Here is a 17,061-nt window from a genome sequence, read left to right as displayed (position 1 = left end):
GCACCCACCGCTCCGGGCCGGCAGGGCAGCGCCCAGGACCGCGATCGCCACGCCCACGAGCACCACCAGGGACAGACCGCCGACCGTCCAGACGTGAAAGATACGGGCCGGAAGGTCGCGCTCCGCGGCCTCGACCATCAGCGGCAGGCCCAGGCGGTGCGCACCCACCCCGAGCGGGATGCCCTCCTCGCCCCCGCGATCACCCGTCGCCTGGTGGAGCAGTTCATCAGCGAGTCCACCCCCGGTGCCACCGCACCACGACCCTCTCAGCCCGCCTACCCCGCGTGAGCTCGAGGTGTTGATCCGGCCTGTCCAATGCCGAACTCGTCCAGAAGCTCACGCTCAGCGCGGCGAGCGTCAAGACCCACGTGGCGCGCATCTTCGCCAAGCTTCTACCAGCGGGACCGGGCCCAGGCAGTCGTCCCCTTTGGTTCGGCTGCCGACGGCCGATGACATGACCGGGGTGTACCAAACGCCCGCTGCCGGCGTCGCTGGTCGATCGGCTCCGTGGCTTGTCACTCGTCAGGGCCGTCCGGCGGGCATCAGAGGTCCGGCGGCTGCGCAACAGCGGTACGGGCGTCAGCTTCGGAGCCCAGGTGGCTTCGAATGAAACGATTGTCATAATCATTAGACCTACGAGCCCGGAGGAAGACATGGACGATCCGTACGCGCAGTCAGCCGAGTACATAGACCTCCTCATTGCCGACGCGTGGGGCCTCTTCGCCCCCGGACTTGCCGAGGCCCTGCACGAGCTCGGCGGTGAAACCGGCGTCACGGTGGACCTGGGTGCCGGCACCGGGCGTGGCGTCGCGGTGATCTGTGCCAGCCTGCCCGACGACTCGCCGGTGCTGGCCGTGGAGCCCTCACCCGCGCTCCGTGCGGTGCTCCTCGCCCGAGCACACGAGGACGAACGCCTGAGCTCACGGGTGACGGTCTCGTCGGCCGACGCGTTGGGCGTGCCACTGCCCGACCGGGTGCGGGCACTGGTGGCGATGAACATGATCGGCCACCTGTCCCCGGACGACAGGCATGAACTGTGGGCGCGTGTTGTCCCGCGCCTGGTCCGCGGTGGCCGTGTGGTCGTCAACCTCGCTCCGCCGACGCGTCCGGTCGAAGTCCCGAGAACCCGAATGGCCAGCCGTAGCGTGGGCGGTCTGACCTACGAGGGTTGGGCAAGCGCCAGGGCGATCGGCGAACGACAGATCAGGTGGCGCATGACCTACCTGACCCGGTCGCCGGAGGGGTCACCGGTCTCGGAGGTGGCCGTGGACTACGACTGGTGGGTCATGGACGAGGCGGAACTGCGCGAGGAGCTTGCGGAACACGGGCTGACCATGCGGCAAATCGGGCATCCCGATGCCGGCCTGTACGTCGCGACGCGCGCGCAGGATTGACCCCGACCCCTAGTTTGAAATGGGAATCATTTTCAACTAGGGTCTCCGGTGCGCCGGCCGCCGTCCACCCGGCGGCGCGCTCCACAAAGCCGTCGCAGCTACGGAGACCGGATGAACCTGCCCCTGATGCCCGAAGCGGTCCTCGACGACGTACTCGACTGCATCGCCGAGGTCCTCGGCACAGACCCAGGACTGATCGATGCAGAAGCGTCACTGACAGCCCTGGGTCTGGAGTCGTTCACCGCCGTACGGCTCCGCCGGCGGATCCGGGAGCGCACGGGGCACGACCTCCCACTGACCGCGTTCCTCGACAACGCCACCGCGAGACACCTCGCCCGGCACCTGTCGAAAGCCCCCGACGAGCCAGCCGGCACCGCTGAAACCAGCGGGCAGCGCAGCGGGGGGCAGCCGGGCGACCGATCAGCCTTTCCCTTGACCGCGGTCCAGGAGTCCTACCTTGTCGGGCGGGAATCAGGCCTGGTCCTCGGCGGGGTGGCCACCTTCTACTACTACGAGTACGACCGGATCAGCGACAACGCCGTAACCGACCTCCAGCGACTCGAAGTCGCTTGGAACCAACTGGTCGACCACCACTCGATGCTACGGATGGTGGTCGACCAGCGTGGCCGTGGGGAGATTCTGCCCACCGCCGGTCCATACCGCATCGGCGTCACCGACCTACGCGACGCCACGCCCGCCCGGGTGGACGAAGCGTTGGCCGCGCTCCGGCACGACCGGTCTCACCAGGTACGTCCAACAGGGCAGTGGCCGTTGTTCGACCTGCACGCGGCGTTCCTGCCCGACGGCCGTACCCGCCTCTACGTCGGCTTCGACGTGCTGATCACCGACATGGCCGGCTGGATGCTGCTGATGCGGCAGTGGGGACAACTCGTCGCCGACCCGACGGCATCCCTGCCCGAGCCTCCCGCCGAGTTTGCCGACCTGCTGCGCGCTCGGGAGGCGGATCTGGAGTGGACCCAGCGGCGGGAACGGGACCGCTCCTACTGGGCAGCCCGCGTCGCCGAGCTTCCTCCAGCGCCACGCCTACCGGTGACCCGGGCTGTCGACTCCACCGCGCCGCCCCGCTTCGCTCGGCACGCCGGCCAGCTCGACGCGGAGGCCTGGCGGATACTCCGTACCCGGTGTACCGAACACGGGGTGACAGCGACGGCCGCGTTGCTTGCCGCGTTCGCGGTGATCCTCGGGCGGTGGGGCGCCGGCGACCAGGTCTGCCTGAACACCACGCTCTTCGAGCGTCCGGAGAAGCCCGAGGGAATCGATCTGGTGGTGGGCGACTTCACCACCACCGCGTTGGTGGGTACCCCGAGGATCGTCCCGGCCTCGTGGAGCGGATTTGCTGGCTACGCATCGGATCTCAACCGTCGCTTCTGGGAGGACCTGGACCACCGGTCGGTCTCCGGGGTGGATGTACTGCGGGGACTCGGCGACAGCTCCGGCGCCCCGCCCTACCCGGTCGTCTTCACCAGTGGGGTGGGACTCGCCGGCGACGGTACCGCGGCCCCGGCGAGCTGGCTCGGCGTGGAGGTCTTCGGCGTTTCGCAGACCCCCCAAGTGCTGCTCGACCACATCGTCTGGGACGAGGATGGCGTGCTCCGAATCGCCTGGGACGGTGTCGTTGACGCCTTTCCCGACGGCTACCTACAGGGCATGCTCGACGCGTACGTCCGGCTGCTGCAGCGCCTCACCGCGCCCACCGCGTGGAAGGATCCGAGCCTCGCCTGGGACCCGTTCGTCCTGCCCGTGGAGCCGTTGGACATCGACTCGTTCCCTGATGCCGGCCCGCTGCTGCACGACCCGGTGGCCAGTGCCGCCCGCCGGGTGCCGGATAGCCCGGCCCTGTACACGGGGGGCGCCGTCACCTCGCACGGCCGGTTGGCCGAGGGCGTCGCGGCGACCGCTGCCGCGCTCGCCGCGGCCGGCGTAGGCACCGGCGACCTGGTGGCGGTCGCCGGCGAGAAGGGATTGGCCCAGGTCGTCGCAATCCTGGCGGTCAACGCCGTCGGCGCGGGCTACCTGCCGGTCGAACCGTCCTGGCCCGATGCCCGGGTGGCCACGATCTGTGCCCGCGCCGGAGTGCGGCACGCGCTGGTCGGCCGGGGTGTCCGGACCAGGTGGCCCGAGGGGGTGTCGACGCACCGTCTGACCGCGGCCGGACGGCTCGGCGGCCGATCGGGAAAGACTGTCTCCGAACCAACCCCACCGCCATTGCGACCCGAGCCGGATGACACCGCATACGTCATCTTCACCTCCGGCTCCACCGGGCAGCCGAAGGGTGTCGAGATTCAGCACCGCGCCGCCCGCACCACCATCGACGACATCGTCGACCGCTTCGGCTTCCAGGCCGATGACCGGGTGCTGGCGCTGTCCGCGCTCAGTTTCGATCTCTCCGTCTTCGACATCTACGGTGTTCTCGGCGCGGGCGGGGCGCTGGTGCTGCCCGACCCGGCCCGGCAGCGCGATCCGCAGCACTGGCTGGAACTGGCCGAGCGCCATGGCGTCACGGTATGGAACACCGCCCCCGCGCTGTTGGAGATGCTCGTCGAGTACGCCGAAATCGAGCCGGAGGTCGCGACCCGGGCGCTGCGCGCCCTACGGCTGGTGATGCTCTCCGGCGACTGGATCCCGTTGACCCTGCCCGAACGGTTGCGTCGGATCGCCCCACAGGCCCAGGTGATGAGTCTGGGCGGTGCGACCGAGGCGTCCATCTGGTCGATCACCTACCCGGTGACGGAAGTCGCCCCGGGTTGGCGGAGCATCCCCTACGGCCGGGCGTTGCGGGCCCAGTCCTTCCACATCCTTGACTCGGACGGGGGGCCGTGCCCGGTGGGTGAGCCGGGGGAGCTGTTCATCGGCGGTGATGGGCTCGCCCGGGGATACATCGGCGATCCAAAGCAGACGGCGCATCGCTTCGCCCGGCACCCGGTGCTGGGCGAGCGGCTGTACCGCACCGGAGACCTGGGTCGCTGGCGGACCGACGGGAACATCGAGTTCCTGGGACGCGTCGACCGGCAGGTCAAGATCCGCGGACACCGGATCGAACTCGGCGAGATCGAGGCCGCGCTCGGTCGGCACCCGGCCCTGCGGCAGTGCATCGTGGCTGCGGTGCGCGGTTCCGACGAGCGCCCCCGCCTGGCCGCGTACGTGGTGCCGAAGGCGGGAGACGTTGTCCCGACCGCCGACGAGTTGACCAGGACGCTGCGCGAACGGTTGCCCGAGTACATGGTTCCGAGCAAGTTCCTCGTGCTCGACTCGCTGCCCGTCACCCCGAACGGGAAGATCGACCACGCGGCACTGCCCAATCCGTACCAGGCGGGGGACGACGACGCGCAACCACGTCAAGCAACGCTCCCGCCGCCCGCGTCGCCGGTGGACCCCCCGGTCACGTCCGTCCCACGCTCCGCCAGTTGGGCCGGCACGGCGGTAGCCGAGGCGGAGGCACTCGGCCTCGACGTCGCACTCGTCGTACGCCCGGGACGAATGTCACCAGCACAGGCCCTCGTCGCGGCGACGCGTTGGCTCGACCGGGTCCGCCCGGAAGGTGCCCCCGCGCTGGTCGAGCGGATCCCCGCCGACGGTCTCATCGAACTCGCGCAGCGGAACACGGGTCTACCACGTGTCGACGCCCCTTCGCCAGCCCCCCAGCACACGCCGACCCCGCAGAGCACACCGGTCGTCGAATCGCCAGCGGCCCTGCCGGACCGGACTGGGCCAGAGCGTACCGGTCACCCGGTCTCCGGTGGTCGTACCGCTGATCCGGCCGCGACAAACGCCATCATCGCGGTCCTCGCGGACCTGACGGGGGAGCAGGTTCGGGTGGACAGCGCGTTCGCCGCACTGGGCGTGACCTCACTCACGCTGGTGCTGACATACCGCAGGCTGCGGGAGAGCATCGCGCCCCAACTCGCGCTCGCGGACATGTTCGCCCATGCCACGGTGGCCTCCCTCGCCGCGCACCTCACCGCCCTGACCACCCCGAAAGACCCCCAGGCACTCATGCCGACAGCCGCCGCGGTGCCGTCAGCCCGACGCTCGTCCCGGCTGGCCGCCCGTACCCGGGCCGAGGAGGTGGACCGGTGAGCACGGTCGAGAACCCTGACGAGTCGTTGATCGCCGTCACCGCGCTGGACTGCCGGTTTCCCGGCGCCCCCGACACCGAGGCGTTCTGGGACCTGCTGGTCTCCGAGCGTCACGGACTCACCCGGCACAGCCTCGACGAACTCGGCGAGCGAGGGGTGCCCCCACGGTTGCGCGAGCATCCCGCGTACGTCCCGGTCGGCGGTGTCATCGACGATCAGGACCGGTTCGACCCGGAGCCGTTCGGGCTCACCGACGCCGAAGCCGCGCTCATGGATCCGCAGCAACGGCTGTTCCTGGAAGCGTGCTGGCGTGCCCTCGAAGCCGGCGGGCACGGCAACGGAATCGGGGCCGGAGCCGTCGGGGTGTTCGCGGGGGCGGCGCACAGTGACTATCTGATGCGCAACCTGGCCCGCCGGTACACCGCCGCCGCCAGCGACCCGGTCGGGAGCCTCCAAGCGGCGATGGCGACCGTCGGGGACTACCTCCCGCTTCAGGTGGCACACCGTCTCGGCTTGACCGGGCCGGCGATCGCCGTCAACACCACCTGCTCCACCTCGCTGGTCGCCGTGCACCTGGCGGCTCAGTCGTTGCTGGCGGGCGAGTGTGACACCGCACTGGCCGGGGGTGTGTCGCTGATCGTGCCCCAGGGCCTCGGCTACCTGTATGTCCCGGATGGGATCTTCTCCGTCGATGGCCGGGTGCGCGCGTTCTCCGCCGAGGGCACCGGAATTGTTCACTCCCAGGGTGTCGGCGTCGCGGTCCTGCGTCGGCTCGCCGACGCGCGCGCCGACGGCGACCCGGTGCTGGCGGTGCTGCACGGTTCGGCGGTCAACAACGACGGCGCGGACAAGACCGGCTTCACCGCGCCGTCCCCACGCGGCCAGACGCGGGTGATCGCCGAGGCGTTGGCCGTGGCCGGCGTGGAGGCGCGACAGATCAGCTACGTCGAGGCCCACGGCACCGCCACCCGCCTCGGCGACGTCGTGGAGATCGGCGCCTTGCGCCGCGTGTTTGGTTCTGCGGGCCCAGCCTGGTGTGCCCTGGGCTCGGTGAAGAGCAACATCGGGCATGCCAACTCGGCTGCTGGCATCGCTGGGTTCGCCAAGACCGTGCTCGCGCTGCACCACGGGGTCCTTCCGGCCACCCTCGACGCCGAACCGCTCAACCCGGACCTACACCTGGACGATTCCCCGTTCACCGTCGCCCGACGGACCGCCGACTGGTCCGGGGCGCGGTACGCGGGCGTGAGCTCGTTCGGCATCGGCGGTACGAACTGTCACATCGTGCTGGGCAGCGCACCGGCCGTGCCCGCCCCCGAACCCGACCCGCGTCCCCAATTGGTGTTGCTCTCCGCCACCAGCGACGCCGCCCTGGCCGAGAGCGTCACCGACGTCGCCGAGGCGGTCCACACCACGCCGGTGACGCCGGCCGACCTCGCGTACACCCTGCACGCCGGGCGACCGTACCGACGGCACCGCGTCGCGGCGGTCATCACCGGTGATCGCGTCGGCGACCGCGCTGCCCTGCGCGCTGCCGTCCGCCGGGTGGCGGGCACAGACGTTCCCAAGGTTGTCTTCCTGTTCCCCGGCGGTGGTGCCCAGTACCCCGGCATGGGCCGTGAGCTCATGGCCGAGGAGCCGGAGTTCGCCGACACCGTAAGGGAATGTGGGACGGTGTTCGACGAACCCGGCCGGCCCCGGCTGGCCGAGCTGATCGGGGCCGGCCGTGCCGACCCGGCCGCGCTGCGGCTCGCCCGCGACCCGGCGTACGGCCTGCCGGCGCTGTTCACCGTGTCGTTGGCCACCGCCCGCGTGCTCATCCGGTGGGGTGTACGACCGGACGTCGTGGTGGGGCACAGCCTGGGCGAGTACGTCGCCGCGGTGGTGGCCGGGGCGCTGCCGCTAGCGGACGCGGCGGCCCTGGTGCGGGTCCGGTCCCGAGGGATGTCACGGGCTGCTGGTCAGGGCGCGATGCTCGCTGTTCCTCGGCCCGAGACAGAGGTAGCCACGCTGTTGACCGACTACCCGGACCTGGATCTGGCCGCGGTCAACGCGCCCGCCTCGTGCGTGGTCTCCGGGACCGAGCAGGCGGTGGCCGCGCTGGAGTCACGGCTGGCCGCAGACGGGATCCAGCCCACTCGACTTCGGTTGGACGCCGCCGCCCACTCGCGCCTCGTCGACCCCGTGCTGCCGGAACTCCGGGCGGCGGCCTCAGATGTGGAGGCCCGGACGCCGCTGGTGCCGCTGGCCACCACCCTCACCGGCGGTTTCCTCACCTCCGCGCCTGACGCTGACCACTGGGCACCGCACCTGCGGTCCGTGGTGCGCTTCTCCGACGCGCTGACCACCGCCATCGGCGATGGCCCGGCCCTGGTCGTGCAGACCGGACCTGGTGGCGGCCTGCTGCAGCTTGCCCGCAAACACCCGGCGGTGGATCTGACGGCGACCATCGCCACCTTCCCCGAGCCGGACGAGCCCGGTGACGAACGGGCCACGCTACTCACCGCCGCCGGTGAACTCTGGACGTGGGGTGTGGATGTCAGCGCCGAGGCCCTGCACCGGCCTGGCCGGCAGCGGGTGGCACTGCCTGGCCACCCATTCGATCGACGGCCGCTGTGGATCGACCCGCCCGAACCGGAGGCGGAACCCACCGCGGATGCCCCGAATGAGGATGAACCCTTCCAGGTGCCGGTCTGGCTACCTGTACCGACACTGGACGAACCGGCCAGCATCACCGGCCGATGGCTGCTGGACGGGCCCGTGGGTGACCCACTGGTCGAGGCGGTACGGGTTCATCTGAGCGCCGCTGGCGCCCAGGTCGCCGACCGCGCCGAGGTCACCGCCGACACCACGATTCCGTGTGCCGGTGTGATCGTGTTCGACCTCGCGCCCGACGGCGAGGACCCCGCCGCGCAGGTGACCGGAGCGGTCCTACGCCATGCCGAACTGGCCCGCCTCACTGCCACCTGGGCCCACGACAGTTGTCTGCTGCACGTCACCCGGGCCGTCCAGCAGGTCGAGAGCACCGACCGACCGACCCCGGCCGCCGCAGCCGGTACGGCCGTACCACGGATCCTGGCACAGGAGTTCCCCGGACTGCGATGGCGCGCCGTCGACCTGCCGGTAGCCGGGGCGCCGACCGAGCTGGCCCGCCGGGTCGCTGAGGAGGCGACGGACCTGGCCACCGGCGATCGGACCGGAGTGGAGGTGGCGCTCCGCGGAAGACACCGCTGGCTGCGCACCGTGAACCCGTGGCGGCCCCGTTCGGACAGACCCACGGACCGGACGGATGCGGGTATCGCCCTGCTCATCGGCGGGCTGGGCGACGTCGGTCTCACCATGGCTGAACATCTGGCCGAGCGGGGTTGGCGCATCGTCGTCACGGGCCGTGTCGGTCTCGTCCCGGACGCGGCGCCGGGTAGTCCGGCAGCCGACCGGATTGAGGCAGTCCGGCGACTGACCGACCGTGGTCTCCCGGTGGAGGTGCGGGCGGTCGACGCCGGAGATTCCGTCGCCACCGGTGCACTGCTGCGTGACATCGTCGACCGGTTCGGCCGGCTGGACCTCGTGGTCCACGGCGCGGGTGTGGTCGCCTCGACGGCGGTCACCCCCCTGCGGTCAGTCGACCCCGAGGCGGTGCGTGGCCACGCGCGGGCCAAGGTGTCGGCGGCCGTCGCCCTGCGGCGGGCCCTCGTGGCGTTGCCCGAGGAGGCCCGCCCCGCCACCATACTGCTGATGTCGTCGGCGACGACCCTGGTGGGCGGCCTGGGACTGGCTCCGTACGCTGCGGCGAACCGCTACCTGGACGCGCTGGCGGAGCAACAGGGCGCGGAGGGCGGCACGGTCTGGCTCAGCGTTGCCTGGGACGGCTGGCGGGTCGGCCCGGGCGGCACCGAGCGGGTCGTCGCGTCTCGGCACTCGATCGGGCGGCGGGACGGCATGCGGGCGCTGGACCGGCTGCTCGTCCTGGCCGGCCGGGGGCGGGCCCCCGCGTTGGTTGCGGTCTCTCCCGTCGGGCTACGCCCCCGCCTGTCCGGTGGGGCAGACGGCACCCGGCGACACCTCGCGCCCGCGAGGGAGAACGGCCAGGCCGAGAACAGTGTCCGTGGGGACGCGGAGGCGACCCTCGCCGGCGTCTGGTCGGAACTGCTCGGTTTCGAGGTGCCCGACCGGGACGCCGACTTCTTCGCCCTCGGCGGGCACTCGTTGCTGGCCACCCGGATGCTGGCTCGGCTGCGGGACGAGCACGGTGTCCAACTGCGGTTGCAGGATCTCCTGGCACGACCGACCGTCGCGTCGTTGGCGGCGCTCCTGCCGACGACCGACAAGTCCGACCCGCTCCCGCCGACGGTCGACGAGTCCGACCCGATGGGCGACGCCGGCCCGTCCGCGGGCACCGCACCTCCTGTCGGCCTGGAGTTCGCGGAGGCCGGACCAGACGGGGACGGGCCGCGGGAGTTTCCGCTGACCCGGGTACAGCACGCGTACTGGGTCGGCGGCTCGGGTGGCTACCGGCTCGGTGACGTGCCGTGCTCGTTCCACCTGGAGCACGACTGTCCTGGGCTGGACATGGCCCGATACGAGGACGCATGGAACTCCGTGATCGCCCGCCACCCGATGCTCCGCGCGATCATCACGCCCGAAGGCCGGAACCGGATCCTCGACCGGGTGCCCCGGTACCGCATCCGGGTCCGGGACCTCTCCGCGCTCGCCGAGCCCGTCCGGGCGGAGAAGCTTTCTCGGATCAGAGCGGAGATGGTGGGGCGGGAACCTCGTCCGGGGCGCTGGCCGTTGGTCGACATCCGCGCCGCCCGGTTGCCCGGCGGGATCGTACGCCTCTTCGTCAACGTCGATGTGCTCGTTTGCGACACCGCCAGCTTCCTGCTCTGGGACCGCGAGCTGCGCGCCCGGTACGAGGATCCGCAGGTCGAGCTGCCCCAGGTGGGCACGACCTTCGCCGCGTGCGTCGCCGCACTGGAGCGGCGTGCGCACAGCCCGGAACGCGAACGCGCGGCGCGCTACTGGCGCGACCGGCTCGTCCACCTGCCTGGGCCCCCCGCGCTGCCGGTCCGTTCGGCGCAGCCCGGAACCCGGCCCCGGTTCGCGCGACGCACCGCACGGCTGGAGCCAGCACAGTGGCAGGCGCTCCGGGCGGAGGCAGCCCGGCGTGGCCTCACCCCGACCGCCGTGCTGCTCGCGGCGTACGGGGACGCGCTGGCCGCCTGGTCCGGACAGGGACGGTTCGCCATCACCCTGACCCTGTTCGACCGCCCATCGGTGCATCCGGACGTCAACCTGGTCGTTGGGGACTTCACCTCCCTGCTGCTGCACGAGGTCGATCGGTCCCGCCCGGGGACGTTCGCCGACGACGCGGGCGAAGCGCAGCGGACCCTCTTCCGCGACCTGGACCACCGCGAGTTCTCGGCGCTGGAAATACTGGCCGAGAAATCGGCTCGCAGCGGCGCCACCGAATCCGTACCCGTGGTGTTCACCAGTGCGCTGGGGCTGACCGATCCGCTCGGCGGCGAGCACGATCTGGACTGGATGGGCAACCCTGTCTACGGCATCAGCAGTACGCCGCAGACCTGGCTCGACCACCAGGTGATCGAGCAGCATGGCGCCCTGCTTCTGCAGTGGGACGTGTTGGAGAACGTTCTACCCGCCGATGAGGCGGACCAGGCGTTCTCCGGCTACGTCGACCGGGTGCGCCGACTGGCCGACGAGGCCGAGGAGTGGGAAACGACCAGACCGGCGCGGCCGACCGTGGCCGCGCGACCGGCGGTGTCCGGGCCACCGCGCAGCGATTCGGTGGGCGCGGGCTCGGGCGAGGCCGCGCTGCTGCTGCGCGCCGGTGCCGCCGAGCCCCCACTGTTCTTGGTTCATCCCTCCGGTGGTGACGTGCTCTGCTACGGCGAGCTCGTCGGGCTGCTGAGCGAAGACCGCCCGGTGGTCGGGCTCACCGACCCGGCCCTCACCGGAGGTGTCGAGCCCGCGGACATTCCGGCCCTGGCCGAGTACTACCTGGACGCGGCGCGCCAGTACCAGCCGCACGGCCCGTACCTGCTCGGTGGCTGGTCGATGGGGGGCACGTTGGCCCACGAGATGGCCTGCCTGCTCGAACGGCGTGGCGAGCGTACCGATCTGCTTCTCATGATCGATTCGAACACGCCGGACCGGATCCGGACTCTGCACGGACAGGGTGCTCCGCAGGCCATCGCCGCGGTGCGCTACCTGCACTCGCTGGCGGCGTTCCTCGACCTGGACCTCGGGTTCGGCCCAGCCGAGGAAGCCGAGCTTCTTGGCCGCCCCGACGACGAGATCCGTCGTGCCGTCACGCGACGGCTGCGCGACGCCGGCCTGTTGAGCCGGCGGGACACCGCCGACACCCGGCTGCGGGTGTTCGAGCGGCACCTGCGGATTCTCGGGGAACACCGGGCGGGCCACCTGAAAGATCCGACGACTCGGCTGCTCCTCGTCCGGGCCGCGCTGCCGTCGCCCCACAACAGCGGCGTGGGCATGGGCGTGGACGACGCGCCTGATCTGTCCCGCCTCGGTTGGGACGGCCACGTGCGTGGACCGATACACGAGGTGGTCGTTGAGGGGCACCACTACTCACTGCTCACGGGGGGCGCCGCCAAGACGATCGCCGAACACCTCAACAGGACACTCGCGGCGCTGCCGCATCCGCTCCGACAACCATCCGATTACACCTAGTCAACGAAAGAAACTGATGCTTACCCCTGTTAGATCCCGTCTGGCCCGGCGAGGGGTGCTGCCCCTCGCCGTCGCCGCCCTGCTGCTGCCCGGCTGTGGCACCGACACCACGACCGGCGGTTCCACCGACGAGCCCGGCACGCCAGTCGATGGCGGCACCCTGCGCTACGTCGTACCGGGGTCGCCGGCGACCGCGAGCAACGACCCGCATGGTGGACTCGGCAACGAGTCCGACCTGATGCGCTTCGCGCTGACCTACGACGTGCTCACCGTGCCCGGCGCCGACGGCACCCCGCAACCGCGGTTGGCCCAAACGTGGGAGGCGAACCAGAGCCTGGACCGCTGGACGTTCCACCTGCGTGAGGACGCCACCTTCACCGACGGCGAACCGGTACTCGCCAAGGACGTGCTCTATTCGCTGACTCGGATAGCGGACAAGGCCGCCGAGAACTACGGCCGACTGGCCGACTTCGACATGGCCGCCGCCAGCGCACCGGATGACCACACGGTGGTGTTGGCTACCCGCGCGCCGATGGCCGAAGCGCCGAAGGCGCTGGAGTCGATCAGCTTCGTCGTTCCCGAGGGCAGCACGGACTTCGCCGAGCCGGTCGGCGGTTCGGGGCCGTTCCGGGTGACCGAGACCGACGCCCAGACCGCCGTGCTCCTGCGGAACGACGACTGGTGGGGCGAGCGACCGCACCTGGAGCGGGTCGAGATCCGGGCGGTCGCCGACCCGCAGGCCCGCGCGGCCGCCGTGACATCCGGCCAGGCGGACGTCGCCGGCAGCGTCAGCCCGGCGGCGGTCAAGGCCGCCGAAGCGGGCGGTGACGTGCAGGTCGTACGCCGCAAGGGCGTCACCGAGTATCCGATCATCATGCGCCTGGACTCGGCACCGTTCGACGATCCGCGAGTGCGGGAGGCGTTCCGACTCGCGACCGACCGGCAGGCACTCGTCGACACGGTGTTCCTCGGATACGGCCAGATCGCCAACGATCTGCCCACCCCGTACGACCCGTCGTACCCACAGGATCTGACGCAGCGCACCCGGGACCTGGACCGGGCCAGGGAACTACTCGAGCAGGCCGGACACGCGGACGGGCTGACGCTGACCCTACACACCACCACGTCGTACCCCGGCATGGACACCGCGGCAACCCTGTGGGCCCGGCAACTCGCCGACGTCGGCGTTGAGGTCGACGTGAAGGTGGAGCCGGCCGACACCTACTGGACCGCCATCTACGCCAAGAAGGACTTCTACGTTGGCTACTACGGCGGAATCTCCTTCCCCGACCTGGTGCGCGTCGGCCTGCTGGCCGCCTCGCCGACCAACGAGACCGCTTGGCGCAACGCGTCGTTCGACGCCGAATTCAACGCCGCCATGGGCATCCTGGACCCGGCCGAGCGCAACACCCGACTGGCCCGCATCCAGCAGGACCTGTGGCGCGACGGCGGGTACGTGGTGTGGGGCGTCGGAGACGGGCTGGACCTGACCAGCCCCGATGTGCGCGGGCTGCCCGACGGTCCCGGTTTCCAGCGGATGTTCGTCGAACGCGCCTGGAAGACGAGATGATCGTACGCCGCCTCACCCGGACGGCGCTTCTGGTGCTGGCGGCCACCGTGGTGGTGTTCGCCGCTACCGAGGCGTTGCCGGGTGACGCGGCGTCCCTCCGGGAGGCTGGTCGAGCCTCGCCGGAGCAGGTCGCGCAGGCGCGCGAACTACTCGGCCTGGACCAACCGGTGGTGGTGCGGTACCTGCGGTGGCTGGGCGGGCTGCTCCAGGGAGACCTGGGTTCGTCGCTGAGCAGCGGCCGGCCGGTGAGTGACCTGCTCGGCCAACGCCTGCCCGCGACCGCCAGCCTGGTGGCTGTCGCACTCGGCACAACGGTGCTGCTCACCGCAGCCGGCCTCATCGTCACGCAGCTGCGTCGGGGTCGAGGCGGAATGCTCGCCGCCGGTCTCGCCGCGGTGCCTCAGGCCGTGTACGCGGCGGCGTTGGGGGCGCTGCTGTCCGCCACGTTGGGCTGGCTTCCGGCCGTCTCCCTGCTGCCACCGGGTGGCAATCCGTGGCAGGAGCCAAGGACGCTCGTCCTGCCGGCGTTGACGCTGGCGCTGCCGTCGGCCGCCTACGCCAGCACGCTGCTGCGTGGCGTCCTGACCGACACCCTGCGCCGGCCGCACGTCATCGACGCGTACCGGCGTGGCCTGCCACCGGTACTGGTGCTGTTGCGGCACGTCCTGCCCCTGCTGGTCGTACCGGCGTTGCAGGTTCTCGCGTTGACCGCCGGCTGGCTCGCTGCCGGCACCGCCCTGGTGGAGACGGTCTACGGCTTTCCCGGCCTCGGCGGGCTGCTCGTTTCGGCGGTGGCGGTGCGGGACATACCGGTGGTGCAGGCCGCCGCCCTGGTGCCCGTCGCGACCGTGCTGCTCGGGATGCTGCTCGCCGATCTCGCCGCCGTGGCGGTGCATCGAACCGGCCGTCCCGCCACGGTGCGGCCGGCTCGGACGGCGGAGAGTAGCTCGTGACGCGCATCCGCGGGAGCGCTGTCGCGCCGGGCGTGGCGCTGGCGGTGTTCACCTTGGCTCTGCTGGGTCGGTACCTCGCTCCGAACGACCCGGAACAGCCGGTGGCCGTGCCCTGGTCCACCCCGTCGGTACGGCTGCCGTTCGGCGCCGACGCGTTGGGCCGCGACGTGCTGTCCCGGGTGCTGGCCGGCGGCGCGAATCTGCTCGGGATCGCCCTCACCGCGGCGGCGGCAGCCCTCCTGATCGGAGTGGCACTGGGGCTGGCCGCGGGCTGGTGGCCGATCCGGGTGGGCCGCGCGGTGCGCTGGCTCGGCGATCTGTTGCTGGCGATGCCCGCCCTGGTCCTCGCCCTGGTACTGGCGGTGGCGTTACCGGGGGCATCGGCGGTGGTGGTCGCCTCTGTGCTCAGCGGCGCGCCGCTGACTGCCCGGGTGGTGGCCGCCCAGTGTGCCACCGTCCGGGACAGCGGCTATCTGCACGCCGCCGTCGAACGTGGCGAACACGGAGCGGTTGTGCTGGTACGGGAACTCCTGCCGGCGATGCGCGGCCTCGTGGCGGCCGACGCTGGTCTGCGGCTGATCACGGCACTGCAACTGGCCACCACGCTCGCGGTCCTCGGGTTCGGCCCGCAGCCCCCGGATCCCGACTGGGCTCTGATGCTGAGCGAGAACCTGCCCGGTGCGGCGCTCAATCCCACCGCGCTGCTGGCGCCCGCCGCGCCGTTGGCGCTGTGCGCGTTGCTCTGCGCCGCTACCGCGCGTACCGCCACACGTGAGCGGGAGGGAGTGTCGTGAGACAGCGCGTCGAGCATCCGATCAAATCCGCTACGTCCGACTCGGAGCCCCTGGTCGTGACGGGACTGTCGGTGCGCCGGGTCGGTGACGGCCAACTCGTGTTGCCGGCCACGGACCTTCGGCTCGGTGCCGGTGAGGTGGTGGCAGTCGTCGGGACTTCCGGGGCGGGTAAGAGCAGTTTGCTGCACGCTCTTGTGGACAGCCTGCCGACGGGTCTGCGCCGAGGCGGGGGAGTGGTGCGCTGGCGCGGCCGGCCGATCCCGGAGGGCCGGGCGGCGCGCCGCTGGCGGCGGGCGCACTGCGGGTATGTGGGGCAGGATCCGATCCTCGCGCTGAACCCGCTCTGGTCGGTCGCGCGTCTGGTGGGCGAGCAGTTGAGCGGGTCGCGACATAACCGGGCGCTCCGTGTCCGTGAGGTCTGTGATCTGCTCGGCCTGCCCGCCGAACTCGCCAGCCGGCGGGGCGGTGAACTCTCCGGCGGCCAAGCCCAACGGGTCGCCCTGGCCCGCGCCCTGGCCACCGAGCCGGACGTCCTGCTGCTCGACGAGCCGACCTCGGCCCTGGACGCGGCGACCCGGCGGGTGATCGTCGAGGCGGTACGGGCGCGTCCAGACGGCTGCACCCTGCTGGTGACCCACGACCCGTTTCTCATCTCCGCCGCCGATCGGGTGGTGGATCTGGCGCGACCCGCTACCGTGACGCGACCTTCCCCGGCGGGGCGGCGTTCCACCCTGACGCGACCTTCCACCGTGATGTCGCCACCAGTACGAAGCTCGGCCGCCGCACCCCTGGCACCCGGCCACCGCACCGCACCGCTCTTGGCCGTACAAGGGCTGCAAGTGGCCCGGCCGGACGGCGCACCGCTGCTGGAGGACGTGCACCTGGACCTGGCCCAGGGCTCGTGGACGGCAGTTCTCGGTCCTTCCGGCAGTGGCAAGACGAGTCTGCTGTACGCAATCGTCGGTCGCCGGGCACGCCAACGCGGGCGACTGTTGCTGCGCGGGCACCCGCTGCCGCCCGACGTACGCCAGCGCGACCGCGAGCAGCGACGCGCCGTCCAACTCGTCGGTCAGCATCCGGCTGGGGAACTCAATCCGGCGTACCGTGTCGGCGTCGCCGTCGCCCGTCCGCTGGCGGTGCTGCACGGTGTGGGTCGCCGTGACCGGGCCAGGGAGGCCCTGCGTCTGCTGGGCTCGGTCGGGCTCGCGGCCGAGATCGCACACCGACGTCCACACGCTCTCTCCGGCGGTCAACGCCAACGGGTCGCGCTGGCCCGGGCCCTGGCCGCGCGGCCAGGGGTGCTGCTGCTCGACGAGCCGACCTCGGCGCTTGACCGCGCCTCCGCCGCCATGGTGCTCGACCTGCTCGACCGGCTGCGAAACGACGGCCTGGCCATCCTGTCGGTCACCCACGACCCCACCGTCGCGGCCCGCGCCGACCGGGTACTGCACGTCCACCACCGACGGCTCTTCGAGGGCCGCACCGACGGTCCACTGCCCCACACCGACAACCGAACGGAGGAATCCGATGCCCGTTGAA

9 protein-coding genes and 1 pseudogene are annotated in these 17,061 nt (G+C 71.5%); 9 read left to right on the top strand and 1 reads right to left on the bottom strand.

The features are described from left to right. Positions 1 to 3 precede the first annotated feature (3 nt). A pseudogene (locus SALPAC3_RS29355) lies at positions 4 to 183 on the bottom strand (hypothetical protein); the annotation flags it as partial. Between SALPAC3_RS29355 and SALPAC3_RS29350 the strand changes: the two are divergent. The 9 genes from SALPAC3_RS29350 to SALPAC3_RS25295 all read left to right on the top strand — a co-directional run bounded on the left by SALPAC3_RS29350 (position 94) and on the right by SALPAC3_RS25295 (position 17,060). Then, positions 94 to 288, top strand: a complete 195-nt coding sequence (locus SALPAC3_RS29350; protein ID WP_018220040.1) for a hypothetical protein — start codon at positions 94 to 96, stop codon at positions 286 to 288. The pseudogene SALPAC3_RS29355 and the gene SALPAC3_RS29350 sit on opposite strands and share 90 nt — an antisense overlap. A gap of 20 nt (positions 289 to 308) precedes the next feature. Continuing rightward, entirely contained in the window at positions 309 to 458 is a 150-nt protein-coding gene (locus tag SALPAC3_RS29345) for a helix-turn-helix domain-containing protein (protein WP_408640409.1), read from the top strand. Positions 459 to 653: 195 nt separating this feature from the next. Beyond that, the gene (locus SALPAC3_RS0104275) at positions 654 to 1,394 is read left to right on the top strand and encodes a class I SAM-dependent methyltransferase (RefSeq protein ID WP_018220039.1); all 741 of its coding nucleotides are present in this window, start codon (positions 654 to 656) and stop codon (positions 1,392 to 1,394) included. A 111-nt stretch (positions 1,395 to 1,505) separates the two neighbouring features. Further along, on the top strand, positions 1,506 to 5,492 hold the full coding sequence (locus SALPAC3_RS0104270; RefSeq protein WP_018220038.1) for a non-ribosomal peptide synthetase: 3,987 nt from the start codon (positions 1,506 to 1,508) through the stop codon (positions 5,490 to 5,492). Then, complete coding sequence (locus SALPAC3_RS0104265) at positions 5,489 to 12,205, top strand: type I polyketide synthase (RefSeq protein WP_018220037.1); 6,717 nt, start codon at positions 5,489 to 5,491, stop codon at positions 12,203 to 12,205. The genes SALPAC3_RS0104270 and SALPAC3_RS0104265 overlap by 4 nt, the downstream gene beginning before the upstream one ends. A 16-nt stretch (positions 12,206 to 12,221) precedes the next feature. Then, positions 12,222 to 13,775: an ABC transporter substrate-binding protein gene (locus tag SALPAC3_RS0104260; protein ID WP_026185224.1), complete on the top strand. Its 1,554-nt coding sequence runs from the start codon at positions 12,222 to 12,224 to the stop codon at positions 13,773 to 13,775. Further along, the gene (locus tag SALPAC3_RS0104255; RefSeq protein WP_018220035.1) at positions 13,772 to 14,728 is read left to right on the top strand and encodes an ABC transporter permease; all 957 of its coding nucleotides are present in this window, start codon (positions 13,772 to 13,774) and stop codon (positions 14,726 to 14,728) included. The genes SALPAC3_RS0104260 and SALPAC3_RS0104255 overlap by 4 nt, the downstream gene beginning before the upstream one ends. Next, positions 14,725 to 15,522 (top strand): ABC transporter permease, encoded by a 798-nt coding sequence (locus tag SALPAC3_RS0104250; protein ID WP_018220034.1) that lies wholly within the window; start codon positions 14,725 to 14,727, stop codon positions 15,520 to 15,522. The genes SALPAC3_RS0104255 and SALPAC3_RS0104250 overlap by 4 nt, the downstream gene beginning before the upstream one ends. Further along, positions 15,519 to 17,060, top strand: coding sequence for an ABC transporter ATP-binding protein (locus SALPAC3_RS25295; protein WP_018220033.1), 1,542 nt, complete (start codon positions 15,519 to 15,521; stop codon positions 17,058 to 17,060). The genes SALPAC3_RS0104250 and SALPAC3_RS25295 overlap by 4 nt, the downstream gene beginning before the upstream one ends. Position 17,061 lies beyond the last annotated feature (1 nt).

Origin of the sequence: Salinispora pacifica DSM 45544 (assembly GCF_000378845.1) — a bacterium.
GTDB lineage: Bacteria > Actinomycetota > Actinomycetes > Mycobacteriales > Micromonosporaceae > Micromonospora > Micromonospora pacifica.
The sequence above is the reverse complement of the archived record's forward strand: the minus strand, read 5'-3'. Positions and strand labels throughout refer to the sequence as shown.

Excerpts from the sequence above, each read along its gene's own strand:
- SALPAC3_RS0104260 (WP_026185224.1), top strand. The coding sequence starts at position 12,222 with ATGCTTACCCCTGTTAGATCCCGTCTGGCCCGGCGAGGGGTGCTGCCC.
- SALPAC3_RS0104270 (WP_018220038.1), top strand. The coding sequence starts at position 1,506 with ATGAACCTGCCCCTGATGCCCGAAGCGGTCCTCGACGACGTACTCGAC.
- SALPAC3_RS0104275 (WP_018220039.1), top strand. The coding sequence starts at position 654 with ATGGACGATCCGTACGCGCAGTCAGCCGAGTACATAGACCTCCTCATT.
- SALPAC3_RS0104255 (WP_018220035.1), top strand. The coding sequence starts at position 13,772 with ATGATCGTACGCCGCCTCACCCGGACGGCGCTTCTGGTGCTGGCGGCC.